This window comes from Sphingobium terrigena (assembly GCF_003591655.1).
In the GTDB taxonomy this organism is placed as follows: domain Bacteria; phylum Pseudomonadota; class Alphaproteobacteria; order Sphingomonadales; family Sphingomonadaceae; genus Sphingobium; species Sphingobium terrigena.
On sequence record NZ_QVRA01000006.1, the window covers coordinates 86,189 to 107,352 of the forward strand.

Below are 21,164 nucleotides of genomic sequence, written 5' to 3' on the forward strand. Positions count from 1 at the left end.
AAATAAATTCAGCATGACGAAGTAAAATGATGTCCGGCTCATATGCGATAGCCCTACCCACAAGGGGGAGGATCGGCTTTGTTGAGCACGCCAATGATGCGGCACTCGGCAATCCTCTGGCGACGGGCGACGCCCGATCTCACCTGCCGCGCAAACATGCCCCTTGGCCGACCGACCAATTGATTTGCCGCCCGCAATGCCTATCTCCCTGCTACATCGGGACATAGCTGCTTCGACCCATGGTCCATGCGTTACCCGCTCGACCGGGGGAAGCTACCGCGAGGAGACGCACTTTCATGACCGCCATCGGACAGGACACACTCGGCACGCGCGACATATTGCAAGTCGACGGCAAGGACATCGCCTTTTACTCGCTCAAAAAAGCCGCGGCGAAGCTGGGCGATGTGTCGCGCCTGCCCTTCTCGATGAAGGTGCTGCTCGAAAACCTGCTCCGCTTTGAAGATGGCGTCACCGTCACGGTCGAGGACATAAAGGCGATCATCGATTGGCAGAAGGACAGGGGCAAAGCAGAGCGCGAAATCCAATATCGCCCCGCCCGCGTGCTGTTGCAGGACTTCACCGGCGTCCCCTGCGTCGTCGATCTCGCCGCGATGCGCGACGCGATGAACGCGCTGGGTGCCGACGCCAGCAAGATCAACCCGCAAGTCCCCGTCCACCTCGTCATCGACCATAGCGTCATGGTCGATGAATTCGGCACGCCCAAGGCGTTCGAGCAGAATGTGGAAATCGAATATCAGCGCAATATGGAGCGCTACGACTTTCTGAAATGGGGCAGCAAGTCCCTCGCCAATTTCTACGCCGTCCCGCCCGGCACCGGCATCTGCCATCAGGTCAATCTGGAAAATATCGCGCAGGCCGTCTGGTCGTCGGTCGATGCCGACGGCAAGCTGGTTGCCTATCCCGACACCTGCGTCGGCACCGACAGCCACACCACCATGATCAATGGCCTCGGCGTCCTTGGCTGGGGCGTGGGCGGCATTGAGGCGGAAGCCGCGATGCTCGGCCAGCCCGTTTCCATGCTCATCCCCGAAGTCGTGGGCTTCAAATTCACTGGCGAGTTGCAGGAAGGCGTGACCGCCACCGACCTCGTCCTCACCGCGACCCAGATGCTGCGCGCGCGCGGCGTAGTCGGTCGCTTCGTCGAATATTTCGGCCCCGGCCTCGCCAGCCTGTCGCTCGCAGACCGCGCGACGCTCGCCAATATGGCCCCTGAATATGGCGCGACCTGCGGCTTCTTCGGCATTGACGACAAGACGCTCGACTATATGCGCCTGACCGGCCGCAGCGACGATAACATCGCGCTGGTCGAAGCCTATGCGAAGGAACAGGGCTTCTGGATCGACCCGTTGGCCGACCTGGTATTCACGGACACGCTGGAACTGGACCTTGCCACCGTCGTCCCCAGCCTGGCCGGTCCCAAGCGCCCGCAAGACCGCGTCTCGCTGCCGCAGGTCGATGACGTATTCAACGCCGACCTCATCAACACCTACAAGAAGGCGCAGCAGCGCGTGCCGGTAGAGGGCAAGGATTTCGACATTGGCGATGGCGACGTCACCATCGCCGCGATCACCAGTTGCACCAACACGTCCAACCCCGGCGTCATGGTCGCCGCGGGCCTCGTCGCCAAGAAAGCCAACGAACTCGGCCTCAAGCCCAAGCCCTGGGTCAAGACATCGCTCGCCCCCGGCAGTCAGGTCGTCACCGACTATCTGGAGCGCGCGGGTCTGCAATCGCATCTCGACGCCATCGGCTTCAACCTGGTCGGCTATGGCTGCACCACCTGCATCGGCAATAGCGGCCCGCTGGCCCCGCCGATCAGCGCGGCGATCAACGACAACGGCCTGGTCGCTGCCGCCGTCATCTCCGGTAACCGCAACTTCGAAGGCCGCGTCTCGCCCGACGTGCGCGCCAATTTCCTCGCCAGCCCGCCGCTGGTCGTCGCCTATGCGCTCAAAGGCACGGTGATCGAGGATTTCATCACCACGCCCATCGGCGTCAGCAACGCAGGCAACGACGTCTATCTCAAAGACATCTGGCCCACCAATGACGAGGTCGCATCGACCATGGCGGGCTGCATGGACCGCGCCATGTTCCAGGCGCGCTACGCCAATGTCTATAAGGGCGACGCCCACTGGCAGGCGATCGACGTCACCGGCAGCGACACCTATAGCTGGCGCGCAGGCTCCACCTATGTCGCCAACCCGCCCTATTTCGAAGGGCTGAGCATGACTCCGGCACCGGTCACCGACATCATCGAGGCCAAACCCCTGGCCATCTTCGGCGACTCGATCACCACCGACCACATCTCGCCCGCAGGCTCGATCAAGGCGTCCAGCCCCGCAGGCAAGTGGCTGTCCGAGCATCAGGTCGCGCAGGCCGATTATAACAGCTATGGCGCGCGGCGCGGCCATCATGAAGTCATGATGCGCGGCACCTTCGCCAATATCCGCATCAAAAATCTCATGCTGGACGGCGTCGAAGGCGGCATGACCCGCTACAAGGGCGAAACCCTGCCCATCTATGACGCGGCGATGAAGCATAAGGCCGACGGCACCCCGCTGGTCGTGATCGGGGGCAAGGAATATGGCACCGGCTCCTCACGCGACTGGGCGGCCAAGGGCACCAACCTGCTCGGCGTCCGTTCGGTCATCGTCGAAAGTTTCGAGCGTATCCACCGCTCCAACCTTGTCGGCATGGGCGTGCTGCCGCTCCAGTTCAAAAATGGCGACACGCGCGATACGCTGGGCCTGACCGGCGATGAAAGCTTCACCATCACCGGTGTCGCGGACCTGAAGCCGCGTCAGGATGTCGAGGTCGCCGTGACCCGCGCCGACGGATCGACCTTCACCTTCACCGCGCTCTGCCGGATCGATACGATCAACGAGCTGGAATATTTTCTGAACGGCGGCATCCTCCAATATGTGCTGCGCAAGCTGGCCGCTTGATCGCGCCATAGGCTAGGCTAAGGCAGAAGGGCGCTTCCCACTGGGCGGCGCCCTTTTTCCTGTCAGGGGCAGCGATGAACATCTTGGTTGAAATCGTCGGCTGGACCGGCGCGCTGCTCGTTCTCGGCGCGTATCTGGGCGTATCGAGCGGGCGTCTGACTGGAGAGTCGGCGGCGTTCCAATGGCTCAACGCACTGGGCGCGGCCTTCTTCGTCCTCAACACATGGTGGCACGGCGCGATTCCGTCCATGGTCCTCAACATCATCTGGAGCGGAATCGGCTTCGTCGCGCTGTGGCGGATCGCCCGGCGGGATCGGGGCGTACGCGAATAGGTCCGTTTTCCCGCCCCCAAGAAAGGCTGGGCTGGCGGGCGTTCTTCACCTTGGCTAGCATCCCCGCACAATGAAAAGAGCGCTCATCGTCCGCCATGTTCCCCGCGAAGGGGCCGCGGGATATCTCCAGCCGATCGAAGCGGCGGGCTATCATATCGACCGGGTCGATGTGGCCAGCCCGGATTTTGCCGGCGTCGACCTATGCGAACCGGACCTGCTGATCATGATGGGCGGGCCGATGGGCGTCTATGAGGCCGACATCCACCCCTGGATTCCGTTGCAGATCGACAAGCTCGCAGCGCGGCTGGACCGCGACCGGCCGACGCTGGGCGTGTGCCTGGGCAGCCAGATGATTGCCGCGGCGCTCGGCGCACCGGTCTATCCGGGCGGGCGGATGGAACTGGGCTTTGCGCCAGTCTCGGTCAATCCCACCGGCGCGCAGTCCCCGCTCCGCCATGTCGATGGCGTCCCGGTGCTGCACTGGCACAGCGACACGTTCGACCTGCCCGATGGCGTCGATCTGCTCGCCTCCACCGATCTCTACGCCCATCAGGCCTTCTGCCGCGGCCCCAATCTGCTGGCGCTGCAATTCCACGCCGAAATGGGTGAGGATGCGCGCTTCGACGAATGGCTGACCCATTTCTGGGCCGATCTGGACGTGGCGGGCCAGTGCGGCATCGCCCTGCGGCAGGACCATGACGATCACGGCCCCGGCGCTGTGGCGGCGGGCCGGGCGATGATCGGCGAATGGCTGGCAGGTGTGGAGGCTTAGATTGCGATGCCTTTAGGTTGACCCACCACCTCCGTTCGTTTCGAGCGAAGTCGAGAAACCTGCGCGCTACTGTTTCTCGACTTCGCTCGAAACGAACGGATCAAGGTAAAGGCATTCCGCTTTAGGGTCGCGCCGCCGCGCTTGCGTCCCGCACCGCCTTGAACTCCGACCCCGGCTTCCATTGCGGCCAGCGGGTCGACGTCGCAAGGTCGCGGCCGATGTCGAGCATCAGCTCCACGTCCTGCGCTGCCCCATCGAGCTTCCATGTCGCGTCGATCGCGTCGCAGGCCTGATGATAACATTGGCCGGTATAGGCATCGACCCAGGCCTGTCCGGCGACGCGCCCGCCCTCGACCAGATCGGACGCGCCCGCAATCCCCATCAGCAGCAGCACCGGCACACCCCGCTTGGCCATGGAAAAATGATCAGCGCGGTAGAACAGCCCGCGCTCAGGCAGGCTTTCGGGCGTCACGACGCGGCCCTGCGCAGCGGCGGCTTTTGCCAGATCATCCTCTAGCGTCCCCTGCCATTTGCCGACCAGGATGACATCCTTCGCCTTGCCAGCGGTCTGGAGAATGTCGAGGGTCAGGTTGGCGACGGTCTGGTCGAGCGGCCAGACCGGGTTCTGCGCATAATGTTCGGACCCCAGCAATCCCCGCTCCTCGGCGGTCCATGCGGCGAAAAGCACGGACCGGTCGGGTGCCGGACCAGCCTTGAAGGCGCGGGCAATCTCGAACAGGCCAGCAATCCCCAGCGCGTCGTCATTCGCCCCGGCGCGATAGACACGCCCCTGCGCATCGGGCGCGCCCTTGCCATAGGCGTCCCAATGCGCGCCAAACATCACCGTTTCGTCAGGCCGCTTGGTGCCGGGGATGCGGGCGAGGACGTTGGCGCTTTTGACGATGTCCTGCGTCACGGGGAAAGTGGCCGAGAAGCTGGCCCCCTTCAACTCAACGGCACGAAAGCGCTTCGACCGCGCCTGTTTGAGTAGCACCGCCAAATCCAGACCTGCGCCCGAAAACAGCTTTGCCGCCGCGCTGCCTTCGATCCAGCCCTGCAATTGAAGGCTGGTCACCTTGTCGGGCGCGCGGACCAGATCATAATTCTCGCCGCCCGGACTGATCACCACATTCCAGCCATAGCCAGCGCCAGCCGTATCATGGACGATCAGCGCCCCGATCGCCCCGCGTCGCGCCGCTTCCTCGAACTTGTAGGTCCAGCGGCCATAATAGGTCATCGTCCGACCGCCGAATTTGCCAACTGCATCGTCGCCCTTCACCGCCTCGAAATCCGGGTCGTTGATCAGAAAGACCGCGATCTTGCCCTTGAGGTCCACGCCCTTGAAATCATCCCAGCCGCGTTCGGGGGCGGAGACGCCATAGCCGACGAACACCAGTGGCGCGGCGCTGATTGCGACCTTGTCCTTGGGCTGGAGGGTGGAGAGATAGACGTCCTTCCCCGCGTTCCACGGCGTCGCGGCATCGCCCTGTGTCACGCCCAGCGTCTCGGCCTTGCCCAGCCTGGTGTGGAGCAGCGGCACGCTCTGCACCCACTGCCCATCCGGCCCGCCCGGCTCCAGTCCCAGCGCCTGAAACCGGCCGACCAGATAGCCGATCGTCCGCTCCTCCCCGACCGTGCCGGGGGCGCGGCCTTCGAACAGGTCGGACGCCAGAACCCGGACTGATTGTTCGAGCTGCTGCGGCGCGACCGTCTGGGCGTGAGCAGGAAGGGCGAGGAGGCTCAGGGCCAGGAAAGCACGGGTCATGACAGGGGCTTAGCCCCTGCCCGGCATCAGGGAAAGCGTAGTCAGAATTCGATGTCGAGTTCTTCCACCTCGTCCGGCTCGACCCGCGCCTCGTCAATCCATTCGCGCATGATGTCCCAGCTGTTGATCGTCCGGCAATAGGCCGCCGCCATCGCCGACACCGGCACGGCATAGGTCAGGAAGCGTTCGGCCACCGGCGCGAACATGGCGTCGGCGACGGTCGGCTTTTCACCAAACAGCCATGGCCCGCCATAGCTGTCCAGACATTCGGCCCAGATCGTTTCGATCCGTTCGATGTCGGGCTTGGCCCCGGAAAAGATCGGAAATTTGGCGTGCCGGACCTTCAGGTTCATCGGCAAGGCGGAGCGGAGATTGGCAAAGCCTGAATGAATTTCCCCCGACACCGAGCGGCAATGCGCGCGGGCGATGCGGTCAGCGGGATACATGCCCGCGTCGGGATACAGCTCATGCAGATATTCGGCAATCGCCAGCGTGTCCCAGACGCTTGCCCCTTCATGCGTCAGGCGCGGCACCAGCACGGAGGGCGAGAGCAGCAACAGCTCAGCGCGATTTTCCGCGTCGTCCAGCGCGATCAGCTTTTCTTCGACCTTCAGCCCCGCGATGCGACACAGCAACCAACCACGCAGCGACCAGGACGAATAATTTTTACTGGATAGAGTGAGTTGTGCGACAGCCATGACATTCCCTCCGGTCAGCCTTAACCTACATTTATGATGATGCGGTGCAACATATAATCCGTGTATAGCGTTGCATAGGTAAACCGATTCGGATGGACGGATTGAACAAGGCGCGCTTATAATCATGCGAATGCTGTACAGTGGTTATCAGGCGTGGAACGATATGCTGGCGCCGGCACGCTTCGGGGCGCAGATTGCGCTCGGAATGCGCGACAAGATGGGGCCGATGGCCGACTGGGCCATGCCGCGGCGCATGTTCGCGCTGATGGATGTGTTCCAGGGCGCGCGTGTCACGCACAAGCGCCCGGCCTATGCGATCGACACTGTGCGCAGCGGCAATGCCGATGTCACGGTGCGCGAGGAGATTGTCGCCGACCTGCCCTTTGGCGACCTGCTGCATTTCGTGAAGGATGAGGTAGAGACCGCCCAGCCGCGCGTGCTGGTGGTGGCGCCGATGTCGGGTCATTTCTCCACCTTGCTGCGCAGCACGGTGATGACCCTGCTCCAGGACCATGACGTCTATATTACCGACTGGAAAAATGCCCGCGACGTGCCGCTGGAGGCCGGGCGCTTCGGGTTCGAAGATTATGTCGATTATATCATCCAGTTTTTCCAGACGATGGGGCCGGGCGCGCATCTGCTGTCCGTGTGCCAGCCCTGCGTCCCTGCGCTCGCAGCCGTGGCGGTCATGGCCGAGGATAAAGACCCGGCAACGCCCAAGTCGATGACGCTGATGGGCGGGCCGATCGACACGCGGGTCGCGCCGACCGTTGTGAACGACCTGGCCAATGACAAGCCGATCGACTGGTTCGAGAAGAATCTGATCTCCACCGTACCATTCCGCTATGCCGGGCGCGGGCGCGAAGTCTATCCGGGCTTCCTGCAACTCTCCGCCTTCATGGCGATGAACATGGAACGGCACGGGTCGCAGCATCGCGAACTTTACCAGTTGCTCGCCGACGGCAAGACGGTCGAGGCGGACAAGATCAAGACCTTCTACGAGGAATATTTCGCGGTCCTGGACATGACCAAGGAATTTTACCTCGAAACCGTCGACCTGGTGTTCCAGCGGACCCTGCTGGCCAAGGGCGAACTGATGCACCGCGGCCGCCCGGTCAATCCGGGCGCGATCCGCAAGACTGCGCTGCTAACGGTCGAGGGCGAAAAGGACGATGTCTGCGCCGTGGGCCAGACGGCGGCGGCGCATACGCTCTGCACCGGCCTTCGCCCGCATCTCAAACGCCACCATTTGCAGCCGGGCGTGGGCCATTATGGTGTATTTTCGGGTAGCAAATGGGAAAAGCAGGTCTATCCGCAGGTGCGGAACATGATCCTGTCGATGAACTGACCATCCCGGTTACGGGGCGGCGGCTGCGCCTTACCCCTTGTCCTCCGCGCCGATCGTGTCGAGATGCATCAGCCGCTTGATCATGGGCGACACCAGCAGCACCAGCACGCCCACACCCATCGAAAACCAGCCGATGCGGGTATAGACGCCCAGCACCTGGGCCACACCGTCCGCGTCCCCGCTACCGGTCGCGCGGGCGATCAGGCCAGCGATGAAATTGCCCGCTGCCATCGCCAGGAACCATGTCCCCATCACCAGCCCGACCATGTTAGGCACCGACAGCCGCGTCATCGCCGACAGGCCAACCGGGGAGAAGCACAGCTCCGCCATGGTGTGGAACAGGTAGATGAGGATGACGAACAGCAACGGCGTCAAATCCTCCCCCGCCATCGCCGCGCCCGCGACCAGCACCAGAAAGCCAGCCCCGCACAGGATCAGACCGATGCCGAATTTGGCAGGCGAGGACGGCTCCAGGCGGCGCTTGTCAAGGAAGGTCCAAAGGATAGCGAACATCGGCGCCAGCAGGATGATGAAGATGGAATTGACCGACTGGAACATGGAAGCGGGAACATCCCAGCCCAGCACGGTGCGGTCGACATTGCGGTCGGTGAAGATGTTGAGCGACGATCCGGTCTGTTCAAACAGGCCCCAGAACAGTGGGTTGAGCGCGATCAGGAAAAGGGCGGCGAACATACGGTCGCGGTCAACCTTGGCCAGCGTGCCGAGCGTGCGCCATACGATGTAAATCACCGTCAGCGCCGCGAAGGCCAGCAAGGCATAGCCCAGCAATTCGGCATAGCGAATGACGAACCAGATCGCGACGACGCCCAAAATCGCGCCCAGATAGATGGTCCATTCCTGACTGACGCCCGCCACGGCTGGCGCGCGCAGCTGTTGCGGCGCGGGCGGCTCGCCCTTCCCCAGCAGCCAGGGGGTCAGCCAGACGAACATCACAAGGCCCAGCAACATGCCGACCCCCGCCGCGCCAAAGCCCCAGCCCCAGCCCATCGTCTCGCCCAGCAGGCCGCAGACCAGCGGACCGATCGCCCCGCCCGCATTGATCCCCATGTAGAAGATGGAGAAGGCCGGATCGCGCCGCGCATCATCACGCGGATACAGCTCGCCCACCAGCACCGAGATATTGGCTTTCAGGAACCCCGTGCCAACGATAATGCTGGCCAGCGCCAGATAGAAACCGTTGAGATAGACGGGGTCCTGCCCCCCCGGCCCCTCCGTCACCGCGATCAGGAAATGGCCGAACGCAATGAACAGCCCGCCCGCCAGCACCGCCTTGCGCGGACCCAGGAACCGGTCGGCCAGATAGCCGCCGATGACCGGGGTGATATAGACCAGCGAGGTATAGGCTCCGTAGAGCAGATAGGCCTTGTCCTCGCCAAACAGGAAATGTTTGGTGAGGTAGAAGATCAGGATCGCGCGCATCCCATAATAGGAAAAACGCTCCCACATCTCTGCGAAAAACAGCAGGAACAGCCCGCGCGGATGGCCAAGCCAGGTCTTGCCCGCTGCCGCCGCGCCAGAAATTGAGGTCGCCATCAGCTACCCTTGTCTTTTATGTGTGCCGGTCCGCCGAACGGGGACCAGAGGATAGCGCGAGACTAGAGGCAAAATCGCATCTGTCAAAAGCGCAGGCAGCCCTTGCGTCAAAGCGGGTGCCGCGCCATCTGGACGCGATGTTCAATGATCGCTCTTCCCCGCTCGCCCTGCTCCAGACCCGCCGTTCGGGCAAACCGCGCGACCTGATCGCGCCCGGCCCGGATGACGCGCAATTGCGCCAGATATTGGAGGTAGCGATCCGCACGCCCGACCATGGCAAGCTGGCCCCGTGGCGCTTCGTGGTCGTGCCGCTGGAGAAGCGCGCAGCCTTCGCCGATCTCCTCGAAACCGCCTATCGCGCCGAAAAGCCCGATGCAGGACGGTTGGAGATTGAGGCGATGCACCAGTTTGCGCATCAGGCACCGACATTGGTGGTGGCCCTGTCCGCGCCGGTCACGGGCAGCAAGATACCGGTCTGGGAACAGATATTATCGGTTGGCGCGGCGATCATGAATTTGCTCAACGCGACCCATGCGCTGGGCTTTGCCGGGGGCTGGCTGACCGGGTGGCCGACCTATAACCAGGATGTGCGCGCGGCCTTTGGCGCGGAAGGCGAAAGCATCGCCGGCTTCGTCTTTATCGGCACGCCGGGCAAGCCGCAGGAGGAGCGCCCCCGGCCAGATTATGACGCCGTCATATCCGTTTGGGACAGATAGTTACGCAATCGACCCGATCCAGCGCAAGCAACTGCCTTGCGCGCATCGCTGTGTTATGGCACTGATGCAGTCATGGCCGACGATTCCAAACCCGTCTATCTCCGCCTGCGAGAGATTATTGCTGCGTCCATTTTGGACGGTGCGTTTAGCGATGGCGACATGCTGCCATCGGTGCGCGCCTTTGCCGCGCAACAGGGCGCCAACCCGCTGACGGTGGCCAAGGCCTATCAAAGCTTTCAGGATGACGGGCTGGTCGTGGTGAAACGCGGCGTCGGCATGTTCGTCGCCGATGGCGCAACCCGCCGCCTGCGTGTGGCGGAACGGGAGCATTTTCTGGAAACCGTCTGGCCCCCGGTCGCGGCGCAGATCCGGCGGCTGGGCCTGCGGGTCGAGGAACTGGACGCGCAGAAGGCCTGAGTGACGCACCCGGCATGGCCTTCATGACCAAAGCCCGCTGATGGACTGGATGGGCTTTGCCCTGACCGTGCTGGTCATCGAACTGACGCCGGGACCGAACATGGCGTGGCTCGCCATGCTGGCCGCGACGCGGGGACGGCGAATGGGGCTGGCGGCTGCGCTGGGCACGACGCTGGGTCTGGCGATCAACGGGCTGCTGGCGGCAGCGGGGCTGGCCGTCATCCTGTCCACGACACCCTGGTTATGGACGATGCTGCGCTGGGCCGGGGCAGCATTGATGCTCTGGCTGGCGGCCGATGCGTGGCGAGACGCTGCGCCCTCCAGCCCGACCGCGCGGCAACAGGCCGGTCTCGCTCGTCAGTTCGCAACCGGCGCAATGATCAACCTTTTGAATCCAAAGGCATTTCTCTTTTATGTACTGATCGCCCCGCCCTTCCTGCCCGATGGCAAGCTGACTTTCCCGATCGCCATGATGTTGACCATGATCAGTGTCAGCATTGCCACGGCTATCCACATCGTCATCATCCTGCTGGGCGCGGGCGCGCATCGCTGGCTGGGCGATCCTGCGCGGACCCGGCTGGTCCGCAGGATTATGGCTGTGGGATTGGTCGGCGTGGCAGGCTGGTTCCTGCTGTCCACGGGCCTATAGCGCCGCCAGCGCGTCCACCGCTTCCTGCCGTCCGGTAAAATTCATCGCCGCGGCCCGACCCAGCGCCAGCTTCGCCTCGCCCTTGCGCCCGGCGGCGGCATAGGCCTGCCCCAGATGGAGTTGCAGCACGGGATGCCCCGGTGCAAGCGCCACCGCCTTTTCCAGCAGATTGACCGCTGCCGGTCCCTTCTCTCCGGTCCGCAATAGCGTCCAGCCATAGATGTCGGCTGTCATCGGGTTGGCGGGCATCAGGCGATAGGCGTGGGCGGCATAGGCGCGCGCGGCAGCGGGATCGCCGGTTTCCAGCGCGGCACGGGCGAGGTCGGCCATCAGCACCGCGTCGCCATCCCCGGTCTGCGCCCGCACCGCCTGCAACAGGCGCAGCGCGGCGCGCCAGTCCTGCCGCTGCATCGCGATCGCGGCGGCCAGGCGCTGGGCTTCGGCGTCATTGGGGTGCTGGGTCAGGAACAATTGCACGACCTGTGCCGCCCGCACGGCATTGCCTGCCTGCCCCCAGGCGGCCGCAAGGCGCATGGCAGCGGCGCGATCGAAACGGATATTGGCGGCGGCCTCATAAGCGCGCGCGGCGTCGGCGGGGCGACCCGCAGCGCCAAGCGCATCGCCCGCAATCAGCCAGGCATCGGGCGCACCCGGATTGGCGCGGCGGAGCGCCTCAGCGCGGGTGAGGGCGTCACCGGTACGGCCACTGCTGAGCAGGGCGCGGATATAGGGAATATTGTCGCGCGCGGTCGCGGCATTGGCGGGCGGCGGCCCATCGGCCAGCATCGCATCGCGCGGACTGGCGAAGGGATCGGCAGCGGCACGCACCGGCCAGGCGGCACGGGCGAGCATGTCGGCGGCCATCGCCCGATTGCCCAACCCCTCCTGCGCGCGGGCGGCCAGCGTCAGCACATAGGGATCGGCGTCGCGCTGGGCGACGACCGGGGCCAGCAGCGTCGCCGCACCGGCATAATCGCCGGTCAGATATTGCGCCCGCGCCAGCAGGGTGCGGGCGGTGCGATTGTCGGGCTGGGCCGCGACCAGCGGGGCCAGCGCTTGCGCGGCCAAAACGGCATTGCCCTCCTGCAAATTCAGCACGCCGCGCAGCAGCCGAGTCGCCGGTTCATCGTCCAGCCGCCCCTGCGTGCGATCGAGCAACGTGCGGGCCAGATCAGCCTTGCCCGCGCGGGCCGCCATCACTGCCTGCATCATCCACGCCCGCGCATTGGCGGGTTCTAGCGCCAATATGCGGCGAGTGAGGCTCAGCATCGCGCCCGCCGATCCGGCATCGGCCAGCGTCGCGGCATATTGCTCCATCGTCGGGATCGAATCGGGGCGAACCGCCAGCGCACGGTCGAACCAGGGCAGCGATGCGGTCAGGCCATATTGGGCGCGGGTCAGTTCACCGCGCAGCGTCAGCGCCTTGGCATCGGCAGGGTTCAAAGCAACGGCCCGGTCAGCCGCAGCAATCGCCCCCGCCTGATCACCGGTCGTCAGCCGGAAGCGGCCAAGCTCAACCCAATTTTCCGCATCATTCGGCGCGATCGACAGAGCGCTGGCCAGCGCATTTTGCGCCGCGCGCATATCCCCCTGCGCCATGGCAGCCCGCGCTGCAACCCGCGCAACTATGTCCATGTCAGTGTCGGGAACATCAGACGCGCGCGCTTCCCTGAGCGCAGCAACGGCATCCCCCTGCAACAACAGCGCCTGCGCCATGACCGCGCGGGTCTGCGACGGCGGCGCGCCCAAAGCCCGCGCGCGCTCCGCTTCTGCCTGCGCCCCCGCGCCATCGCCCAGTTCCACCAGCGCCCGCGCCTGCGCCTCCCGCGCCACCACGGATCGCGGCGCGCCCTTGATCGCGTTCATCAGCTCGATCCGCGCCGTGCGGGCGTCCCCCTTATCGAGCGCTGCCAACCCGCGTGCCAGCGCAGCGCTGCCATCGCGCTCATGCGCGCGCCATTGCCACAGGCCCGCCACGCCCAGCAGCAGGACGACGATTCCAGCGATCAGAAGGATGCGGGTCCGGCTCATGCCTGCATCTGATATTGTTTGAGCAAGTCGTAGAGGGTCGGGCGGCTGATCCCCAATATCTTGGCCGCGCCCGATATATTGCCGTCGGTGCGGGCGATGGCGCGGCGGATGGCGCGACGGTCGGCCATTTCACGCGCAGCCTTCAGGTTCACGACTTCGCCGCCCGCCGCTCGCTCCTCGTCCAGATCAAGATCGGCGGCGGTCACCAGCTTGCCATCGGCCATGATGACTGCGCGCTTCATGCGATTTTCCAGTTCGCGCACATTGCCCGGCCAGGTCCAGGCGTCGAGCGCCGCGAGTGCATCGGGGGCCAGCCCCTTGACCCCAGGGTTCATATCCCGCGCGAAACGGGTCAGGAAATGGCGCGCCAGCAGCGCCGGGTCGCCAGGCCTATCCTTCAGCGTAGGGATGCGGATGACGATTTCGGCCAGGCGATAGTAAAGATCCTCGCGGAAGCTGCCGGCTGCGATCATCTCCTCCAGATTCTGGTGGGTGGCGCAGACGATGCGGGTATCGACGGCAATCGAGGCGCGACCGCCGACCCGCTCGATCGAGCGCTCCTGCAAAAAGCGCAGCAATTTGACCTGAAGCGCCAGCGGAATGTCGCCCACTTCATCGAGGAACAGGGTGCCGCCCTGCGCCTGTTCGATCTTGCCCGGCGTCATCTTGATCGCGCCGGTGAACGCGCCCTTTTCATGGCCGAACAGTTCGGATTCCAGCAGCGTCTCAGGGATCGCCGCGCAATTGATCGCGACGAAGGCCCCGTTCCGGCGCGGGCTGGCATCGTGCAGCCCCTGCGCCAGCAACTCCTTGCCGGTGCCGCTGGCGCCCAGCAGCAGGACCGAGACCTGCGCACTGGCGACCCGTTCGATGGTGCGGGCGACCTTCATCATTTCCGGCGCGGCGCTGATCAGGCGGCCCAGCACCCGGCCATCTTCCGGCGCGGTGTCGGCAAGCCGCGCATTTTCCTGCTCCAGCGCATGAACATGGAAAGCGCGGCGGACGATCATGCCCAGTTCGTCGATGTCGACCGGCTTCTGGTAAAAATCATAGGCCCCGCCAGCGATCGCATCGAGCGCACTTTCACGCGCGCCATGGCCCGACGCGACGATGACTTTGGTATCGGGCTTGATCCGCAATATCTCGGCCAGCGTGGCAAAGCCCTCGCTGGTGCCGTCCGGGTCTGGCGGCAGGCCAAGGTCCAGCGTTACGACATCGGGCGTTTCCGCGCGCAGCATCTCGATCGCCTCGTCCCGGTCGCCCGCGATGAACAGCTGATAATCCTCATAGGCCCAGCGCAACTGGCGCTGGAGACCCGGATCATCCTCGACGATCAGCAATTTGGGGCGCGTGTCGCTCATCAGGCGGCTTTCTCTTTTTGGTCGATCCGGGGGGCCAGCGGCAGGCGCAGGGTGAAGCGGCTGCCGACGCCGATCTTGCTTTCAACGTCGATCCGCCCGCCCATGGCCTGGGCCAGCGCGCGCGCCTCGAACGCGCCAATGCCAAAGCCGCCCGCCTTGCTGGAGGAAAAGGGCTTGAACAGGTCGCGGCGGATATATTCCGCGCTCATGCCCCGGCCATGATCGATAATCTCCACCAGCACGTCGCTGGCATCGGCGGACAGGCGCAGTTCGACCGGGCTGTCTGGCGCGCTGGCGTCGATGGCGTTCTGGAGCAGGTGAGTGAGGATTTGTTCGACCCGCGCCGGATCGGCCAGCGCCAGCGGGGCGGTGCCGCGCACCTCGACGGGATGCTGACGGGCGCGGGTACGGGCGACCTGATCGGCCATGTCGCGCAACGACAGCGGGCGCGGCTCCTCCGCCCGCCCCTTATTATGCTGCGACAGGCGAGCGAGCATATCGTTCATCTTGCCGACCGATTCCTGGAGCGTCAGGATCATGTCGGCACGAAAATCCGGGTTGTCGGCATGGCGCTGCGCATTGCGGGCGAGCAGCGAGAGCTGGCTCACCAGATTTTTGACGTCATGGATGATGAATGCGAAGCGGCGGTTGAATTCCTCGAACCGCTGCGCATCGTCCAGCGCCTGCTGACCCTGCGCCTCGCTGATATAGGTCGCCGCCTGCCGTCCGGCGGCGCGCAGCATGTCGAAATCCTCCCAGTCGAGCCGCCGGTCGATCGGCGGGCGGGCAAGCAGGATCGCGGCGATCAGGCGGCCATAATGAACGAGCGGCACCAGCGCCCAACCGCGCCTGTCCTGCACCATCCAGTCAGGCAGATGCAGCGCCGTCTCCCCGGTCCTGGGCTTGCCAAGGTCGATGATCCAGCCGCTCTGTTCCCATGCGGCCGCCGTTTCGGAGGCCAGCGCAGCACTATCAGGCAGGTCTCCGTCCCAGTTCCAGTGGGTCTCGAACGTCAGCCCACCCTGTTCGTCGCGCAGCAACAGCATGGCGGCGGGGGAATCGGTGATGTCGGCCACGGCCTTGGCCACCCGCTCGCCCAAGGGCGCGGCATCCTCGCCGGGGCGACCGATCGTATCGCCAAAGCGCATCCATTCGGTGCGATAATCATAGCGGTGCTGGAAGAAATGCTTGGCGACCTGCACCTTCCACAGCGCGCGCATCTGCGGCGATGGCAGCAGCACCAGCGCGGTGACCGCGGTGAAGAACACCGCGCCAATCTCCACCACGCGGGCGTAGGGGCCTGCGATGAGTTCGACCAATATGGCGGCCGCAGTCAGGACGATGACGTAGAGCGCAACGGCAAAGAGCGAGAGCGACTGAAAGGTCAGGGTGCGCGAGAGTTGCAGCCGCCCGGCCATATCCTTGCGCATACCCACCGCGATGACCGGGGCGAGCAGCGCCATCAGCAGGCCGCGCAGGGCGTAGAGTTCGCTCACGCGGGTCGGCGCGAAATAGCAGAGCAAGTAGAGATTAAGGTCATAGGTCCACATCGCCGCCAGCGCGCCGAGCAGCAGCGCCACCCCGCCCCGCTCACGCGAGGGCCAGGCGGTGTAGAGATGATGGACCAGCAGCAGGCTGCCGATCGCGGTCATCATCCGCAGCACCAGCGACACATTGACCAGCGCGCGATGCAGGTCACTGTCGGGCGACAATTGCCGCCAGACCAGGTCGGTCGATGTCTGCAGCAGGATCAGCCCGGCAACCGCGGCATAAAGCGCGCTGATCGCCAGGATCGGCCCGGCCCGGCCCACCGGCCCGCGCCGCAGCATGACGAACATGGTCAGCAGCCAGGCGGCATTGCGGATACTTTCGCCGATACCGGTCAGCGGTTTGGAAACGCCGCCAAAGGACACGTAAAGCGCCCAACAGCTGGTGAGCAGCAGCGCGACCGCCAGCATCCGGGGTTCGGCCGCCTCGTCCCGCCGCCGCAGGATGAAGATGCCCAGCGCCGCGAACAGCACGGCGGCCAGCGCATGGCCCCAGTCGCCGACAAATTGAAGCAGCGTGCCCATAGAGTGCGCCTCAGCGCGCGCCGTCGGGCCAGAGGACGACCCGCACCGTCTGGATCAGGATCAGCAGGTCCAGGAAAGGCGTGTAATTTTTTGCGTAATACAGATCATATTCCAGCTTGTGCCGGGCATCCTCGATCGACGCGCCATAGGGGTAGTTGATCTGCGCCCAGCCGGTGATGCCGGGCTTCACCATATGACGTTCGGCATAATAGCGCAGATGCTGTTCCAGATCCTCGACGAACTGGCGGCGTTCGGGGCGCGGGCCGACAAAGCTCATTTCACCTTTCAGCACGGTCCAGGTCTGCGGCAATTCATCGATCCGCAACTTGCGCAGCCAATAGCCAAGGCGGGTGATGCGCGGATCATCCTTTTCAGCCCAGACCGCCTGACCATCGACTTCCGCGTCGGTCCGCATGGTACGCAGCTTCACGATCCAGAATTCCTGGCCGAACAGGCCGACACGCTGCTGCCGGTAGAAAGCCGGTCCCTTGCTGTCGAGCTTCACCAATATCGCCGCGATCAGGATGACGGGGCCGGTCAGCGCCAGCAGCAGGGCGCTGGCGACGATGTCGAACAGCCGCTTGGCAAAACTCGATATGCGGCGACCTGCGGAAAAGCCGTCGGAAAAGATCAGCCAGCTGGGATTGACGCTGGCCAGGTCGACACGGCCCGTCTCCCGCTCCAGAAAGGTCGACAGGTCGTTGACATGGACGCCGGTGGTCTTGATCCGCAGCAGATCGGACATGGGGACAGCGTTGCGCCGCTCCTCCAGCGCCAGCACCACTTCGCTGGCATTCAGGCGGACAACGAAATCGGACAGATTATAAATGGCGCTGCGGTTGATCGCTTCCTGCACCACCTGCGGCCCGTCATTCATGGCGATATAGCCGACGACCAGATAGCCAGCGCCCTTCTTCTTTTCCAGTTCGCGTATACGGTCGGCGCGATTGCCCGCGCCCAGCACGACCAGCCGCCGCTTGAACGCTTCGCCACCCAGCATCGAACCGAGCAGCAGACGGACCGCCAGCAGTAAGGCCATGGCCAGCCCCATCGCGTAGAGCGAATTGGAACGCCACAATGTCATGCCGGGCAACAGGAAATAGAGGACGGAGAGAAAGATGACGCCGAGCGACACGGCGACCAGCAGCCGGGCAAAGGCGAATCGGATCGATTGCAGCGCTTCAGTGCCATAGACGCCGACCGCGATCATGCCGGTCTGGATCGCGAAAGCGAAGCTGAGCAGTGGCCCCATGCGGGTCATGACATGTTCGATATCCATGCCGATCTGGCGCGCGCGCAAGATCCAGCCCCCTTCCGCCGCGCAAAGCAGTAGCACGAAATCGAGCAGCCCCAGCAGCAGCACGGCGTGCGGCACATAATGTTTGAACAGCCTGATCATGGTCGCACTATCGGTCCTGGTGGTGTCGGACCCGCCCTTACAATGGCTGTAAGAAAATCCGACAGGGCTATACCCTGCCCGAAAATGGCAAAGAAATCCTGAATCTGCGCGCCAATCGACGTCAACGGGTGATTAGCCATGGCAATTATCGGCTCTTAAAGCGTCCTGCGCCAGACTGGCGGTCATGCGCCCGCTTCTGCTTTCCATCGCCGCCTTTGCCCTGATCGGCGCGGCCCCCTCCCCCGATGTCCCGCTGGTAGCGATCGGCCTGCCCTTCGCGCCGGAAAAGCCCATCCCGGTGGCGCGCGACCATCCGCTCTATCATCGCGTGGCGATGGCGGATGTCGAAGGGATCACGGCGATCGTCCGGTTCAAGGCCGCGCCACCCGGCCGCCTGCACAAGGGGCTGCGCGAAACGCTGGAGCAGATGAACCTGCTGGCACCCAGCGACGGAGAGGCGCGGGTGCGGCTGGTGGCGACATGGCAAGGGCTTGATTCGCCCGCAAGCTTTCTGGTCGCGAGCAAGGAAACAACCGCGACGCTGCGTTATCAATTGATCCGCATCGACAATCAGCAAATCTTGTTGGACCGGACGATCGCGACGACGGTGAAAGGCGAAGGATCGGCGCTGGATGGCGGTATGGGCATGGCGCGGGCCGCAATCGCGGCAAATTTCGCGTCGGCGGCGGCCTGCATGGACAAGGCCGCCTATGGTCGCGCGCCCGACGATTGCGCGCTCCAGCCGCTCTATGGCGTCAGCGTATCGCGCCGCTATTGATCATTTTGTGTCGCGCAGCTTGTCGGCGGCGTCCTTGGCCGCGTCGCCAACCATTTTGGCCGCATCGTCGACCGACTGCGCAGCCCCGGTGATGGCTTCCGCCTGACGGTCGTCGCGGCGATCGTTGGTCAGGTAGAAAAAGCCGATGGCCAGGATCAGTGCCAGCGCAACCAGCGCAAACACCACGCCGCTGCCACGCGATCGCTCGACGATGGTGACATGAACCGGCGGATCGTCCCGCCCTGTGGGGTCATTGCCCATATTGCGTCTCCTTGATGGAGCAATAACGGGCAAAGCGGGCCAATCGTTCCGGTTAGAGTCTGTTTGAAAATGCGCCTTAGGTACATCCGCACCGGCCCACACCGCGATCCGACCGCCCACAGAGTGTATCCTGAATGGGCGGTGGGGTGGGGTGTGGGCCGGTGCGGTAACCGAAATGCGCTCTTTCGCGCATTTCGAAAACAAACTCTTAATCCTCCAGCGGGCCATGATCACGGCCACGGCTGAGCCGGTCGACATCGTCCATAATCTCGTCCAGCACGGCTGTTTCGGTCGTCACCTGGCTGCGGCGCGACGGCAGGTCGCCGCTTTCGAGTATTTGTTCGAGCGCCGCGCGACCGCGGGCCACCCGGCTCTTGATCGTGCCGACGGCCACGCCGCAAATCTCGGCAGCTTCCTCATAGGCAAAGCCCCCCGCGCCGACCAGGATCAGCGCCTCGCGCTGGGGCTGGGGCAGTTGCAGCAGGGCGCGTTGCATGTCGCTGAGTTCGACATGCTTGTCCTGCGATGCAGGTGCCGCGAGGATGCGATCTGCGGTCAGGTCGTCCCAATCGCCGCGAAAGCGCGAACGGCGCATTTGCGAGAGATAATGATTGCGCAGGATGATGAAGGTCCAGGCACGCATGTTAGTGCCGGCCTGAAAGCGCTGCCGCGCGGCCCAGGCCTTGAGCAGGGTTTCCTGCACCAGATCGTCCGCGGTATCGCGGTTGCCCGACAGCGAACGGCCAAAGGCGCGAAGGTGCGGGATCACCGCTGCCAGTTCGCGCTTGAAATCCGTATCCGAAAGCGGCGCACGCTCTTCCGCCGGCACAATCTCGGTCAGGTCATCGCTGTCGCCAACGTCATCAGACATGGGCAGGTCCCCCTTGGTGGTTGCCGTCCTCATCCCATGAACCGACATCGTCAAAGCCATAAATGCGCCCGCATCCTAAATCATGTGCCGTCAAAAACCAGTTCCCGCAATCCGTGCCGTCAGCGCCAGAGAACGAAGAGCATCGCGATCACGGCCAGCGTGAGCGAAATGCCCAGCACATAGCGCACGACATGCTCCGTCGATCCGCCACGCGCGTCATCGGTCGTGATATGCTGTTCAGGATCAACCATGGCCCATCTCCCGATCGTTACGCATCATTAACGCCAGCGACGATCGGGAGTTCCACCAGTTGGTTATTAACGCCCTGCCGGTCAGGCAGGCGCAGTTGCCTCGTCAAAGAACAGCGCCTGCGAAATCGCCGCCTTGACGGTCGACCGCTGGAACGGCTTGGTGATCAGGAAGGTCGGCTCTGGCCGTTCGCCGGTCAGCAGGCGTTCGGGGAAGGCGGTGATGAAGATCACCGGCACCGAAAATTCAGCCAGGATATCTTTCACCGCGTCGATGCCGCTGCTGTCGTCGGCCAGCTGAATGTCGGCCAGTACCAGCCCCGGACGGTCGGCGAGCGCTTCACGCACCGCATCCTCCGCCGTCACGGCGATGGCGGTCACATCATGGCCCAGATCACGGACGATGGTTTCAATGTCCATCGCGATGATCGGCTCATCCTCGATAATCAGCACCTTGGCGCGGGTCTGCGCCTCAATTTCGCCCAGCGCTTCCTCGACCAGCGCTTCAACATCGGCGCTGTCCATGTCGATCAGATAGGCGACATCATCAACCGTGAAGCCTTCCAGCGCGGTCAGGAGCAGAGCCTGACGCGGCAGCGGGGTCAGGCGCGCAAGCCGCGCCTGCGCGATCGCTTCGCGGCTGCCGCCCGACGTCACCGGAATATCCTCCAGATGGGAGGAGGACCAGATGGCATGGAAGGTGCGATAGAGGCCCAGACGAGGATCGACGTCGGATGGAAACTCCTCCGGCGCGGCGACGATCGCCTCCAGCGCGGCGCGGACATAGGCGTCGCCATGCGCCTGGCTGCCGGTCAACGCGCGGGCATAGCGCCGCAGGAACGGAAGATGGGGGTGCAATTGCTGTCCAAGCGACATCGTCAAATCTTCTCCCTGCCCATAAGGGGCGTAATGTTCCGAAGCATCGG

Annotated in this window: 19 protein-coding genes; 8 read left to right on the forward strand and 11 right to left on the reverse strand. The window is 64.2% G+C overall.

All coding sequences use genetic code 11. The annotated features are described in order from the left end of the window. The first annotated feature begins 296 nt into the window (after positions 1–296). The 3 genes from acnA to D0Z70_RS08655 all read left to right on the forward strand — a co-directional run bounded on the left by acnA (position 297) and on the right by D0Z70_RS08655 (position 4,070). Positions 297–2,966: an aconitate hydratase AcnA gene (gene acnA / locus D0Z70_RS08645; RefSeq protein WP_119745394.1), complete on the forward strand. Its 2,670-nt coding sequence runs from the start codon at positions 297–299 to the stop codon at positions 2,964–2,966. 74 nt (positions 2,967–3,040) lie between these two features. Next, the gene (locus D0Z70_RS08650; RefSeq protein WP_119745396.1) at positions 3,041–3,298 is read left to right on the forward strand and encodes a CBU_0592 family membrane protein; all 258 of its coding nucleotides are present in this window, start codon (positions 3,041–3,043) and stop codon (positions 3,296–3,298) included. A gap of 70 nt (positions 3,299–3,368) precedes the next feature. Beyond that, positions 3,369–4,070, forward strand: a complete 702-nt coding sequence (locus tag D0Z70_RS08655) for a glutamine amidotransferase (RefSeq protein WP_119745398.1) — start codon at positions 3,369–3,371, stop codon at positions 4,068–4,070. Between the two features lie 121 nt (positions 4,071–4,191). On the opposite strand, the gene D0Z70_RS08660 is transcribed toward D0Z70_RS08655, so the two are convergent. Then, the gene (locus D0Z70_RS08660; protein WP_119745400.1) at positions 4,192–5,835 is read right to left on the reverse strand and encodes a M28 family metallopeptidase; all 1,644 of its coding nucleotides are present in this window, start codon (positions 5,833–5,835) and stop codon (positions 4,192–4,194) included. Between the two features lie 41 nt (positions 5,836–5,876). Continuing rightward, complete coding sequence (locus tag D0Z70_RS08665) at positions 5,877–6,533, reverse strand: glutathione S-transferase (protein WP_119745402.1); 657 nt, start codon at positions 6,531–6,533, stop codon at positions 5,877–5,879. 124 nt (positions 6,534–6,657) lie between these two features. On the opposite strand from D0Z70_RS08665, the gene D0Z70_RS08670 reads away from it, so the two are divergent. Continuing rightward, a complete protein-coding gene (locus D0Z70_RS08670) occupies positions 6,658–7,881 on the forward strand; it encodes a polyhydroxyalkanoate depolymerase (protein ID WP_119745404.1) in 1,224 nt (407 codons plus the stop codon). A 30-nt stretch (positions 7,882–7,911) separates the two neighbouring features. Here the strand turns inward: D0Z70_RS08670 and D0Z70_RS08675 are convergent, their stop codons facing one another. Further along, entirely contained in the window at positions 7,912–9,435 is a 1,524-nt protein-coding gene (locus tag D0Z70_RS08675; RefSeq protein WP_119745406.1) for a peptide MFS transporter, read from the reverse strand. A gap of 137 nt (positions 9,436–9,572) precedes the next feature. Between D0Z70_RS08675 and D0Z70_RS08680 the strand changes: the two genes are divergently transcribed. From D0Z70_RS08680 to D0Z70_RS08690, 3 genes are all read left to right on the forward strand, one after another. Further along, entirely contained in the window at positions 9,573–10,151 is a 579-nt protein-coding gene (locus D0Z70_RS08680) for a nitroreductase family protein (protein WP_119745699.1), read from the forward strand. 72 nt (positions 10,152–10,223) lie between these two features. Continuing rightward, on the forward strand, positions 10,224–10,568 hold the full coding sequence (locus D0Z70_RS08685) for a GntR family transcriptional regulator (RefSeq protein ID WP_119745408.1): 345 nt from the start codon (positions 10,224–10,226) through the stop codon (positions 10,566–10,568). A 40-nt stretch (positions 10,569–10,608) separates the two neighbouring features. Then, entirely contained in the window at positions 10,609–11,217 is a 609-nt protein-coding gene (locus D0Z70_RS08690; protein ID WP_119745410.1) for a LysE family translocator, read from the forward strand. On the opposite strand, the gene D0Z70_RS08695 is transcribed toward D0Z70_RS08690, so the two are convergent. From D0Z70_RS08695 to D0Z70_RS08710, 4 genes are read right to left on the reverse strand one after another with little or no spacing between them, the layout of a single operon-like run. Continuing rightward, a complete protein-coding gene (locus D0Z70_RS08695; RefSeq protein WP_119745412.1) occupies positions 11,212–13,248 on the reverse strand; it encodes a tetratricopeptide repeat protein in 2,037 nt (678 codons plus the stop codon). The two genes, D0Z70_RS08690 and D0Z70_RS08695, sit on opposite strands and share 6 nt — an antisense overlap. Then, on the reverse strand, positions 13,245–14,609 hold the full coding sequence (gene prsR / locus D0Z70_RS08700) for a PEP-CTERM-box response regulator transcription factor (protein WP_119745414.1): 1,365 nt from the start codon (positions 14,607–14,609) through the stop codon (positions 13,245–13,247). The genes D0Z70_RS08695 and prsR overlap by 4 nt, the downstream gene beginning before the upstream one ends. Beyond that, positions 14,609–16,681, reverse strand: coding sequence for an XrtA/PEP-CTERM system histidine kinase PrsK (gene prsK, locus D0Z70_RS08705; protein ID WP_119745416.1), 2,073 nt, complete (start codon positions 16,679–16,681; stop codon positions 14,609–14,611). The genes prsR and prsK overlap by 1 nt, the downstream gene beginning before the upstream one ends. Before the next feature lie 10 nt (positions 16,682–16,691). Next, positions 16,692–18,080: a TIGR03013 family XrtA/PEP-CTERM system glycosyltransferase gene (locus tag D0Z70_RS08710; RefSeq protein WP_119745418.1), complete on the reverse strand. Its 1,389-nt coding sequence runs from the start codon at positions 18,078–18,080 to the stop codon at positions 16,692–16,694. Between the two features lie 184 nt (positions 18,081–18,264). On the opposite strand from D0Z70_RS08710, the gene D0Z70_RS08715 reads away from it, so the two are divergent. Beyond that, a complete protein-coding gene (locus tag D0Z70_RS08715; RefSeq protein ID WP_119745420.1) occupies positions 18,265–18,858 on the forward strand; it encodes a hypothetical protein in 594 nt (197 codons plus the stop codon). Here the strand turns inward: D0Z70_RS08715 and D0Z70_RS08720 are convergent, their stop codons facing one another. From D0Z70_RS08720 to D0Z70_RS08730, 4 genes are all read right to left on the reverse strand, one after another. Further along, positions 18,859–19,119 carry a hypothetical protein gene (locus D0Z70_RS08720; RefSeq protein WP_119745422.1) on the reverse strand — a complete coding sequence of 87 codons (261 nt, stop codon included), beginning with the start codon at positions 19,117–19,119 and terminating at the stop codon, positions 18,859–18,861. A 208-nt stretch (positions 19,120–19,327) separates the two neighbouring features. Beyond that, entirely contained in the window at positions 19,328–19,990 is a 663-nt protein-coding gene (locus tag D0Z70_RS08725; protein ID WP_119745701.1) for a sigma-70 family RNA polymerase sigma factor, read from the reverse strand. Positions 19,991–20,109: 119 nt separating this feature from the next. Next, entirely contained in the window at positions 20,110–20,241 is a 132-nt protein-coding gene (locus D0Z70_RS25650; RefSeq protein WP_275402210.1) for a hypothetical protein, read from the reverse strand. A gap of 81 nt (positions 20,242–20,322) precedes the next feature. Further along, complete coding sequence (locus tag D0Z70_RS08730) at positions 20,323–21,114, reverse strand: response regulator (RefSeq protein ID WP_119745703.1); 792 nt, start codon at positions 21,112–21,114, stop codon at positions 20,323–20,325. Positions 21,115–21,164: the final 50 nt, after the last annotated feature.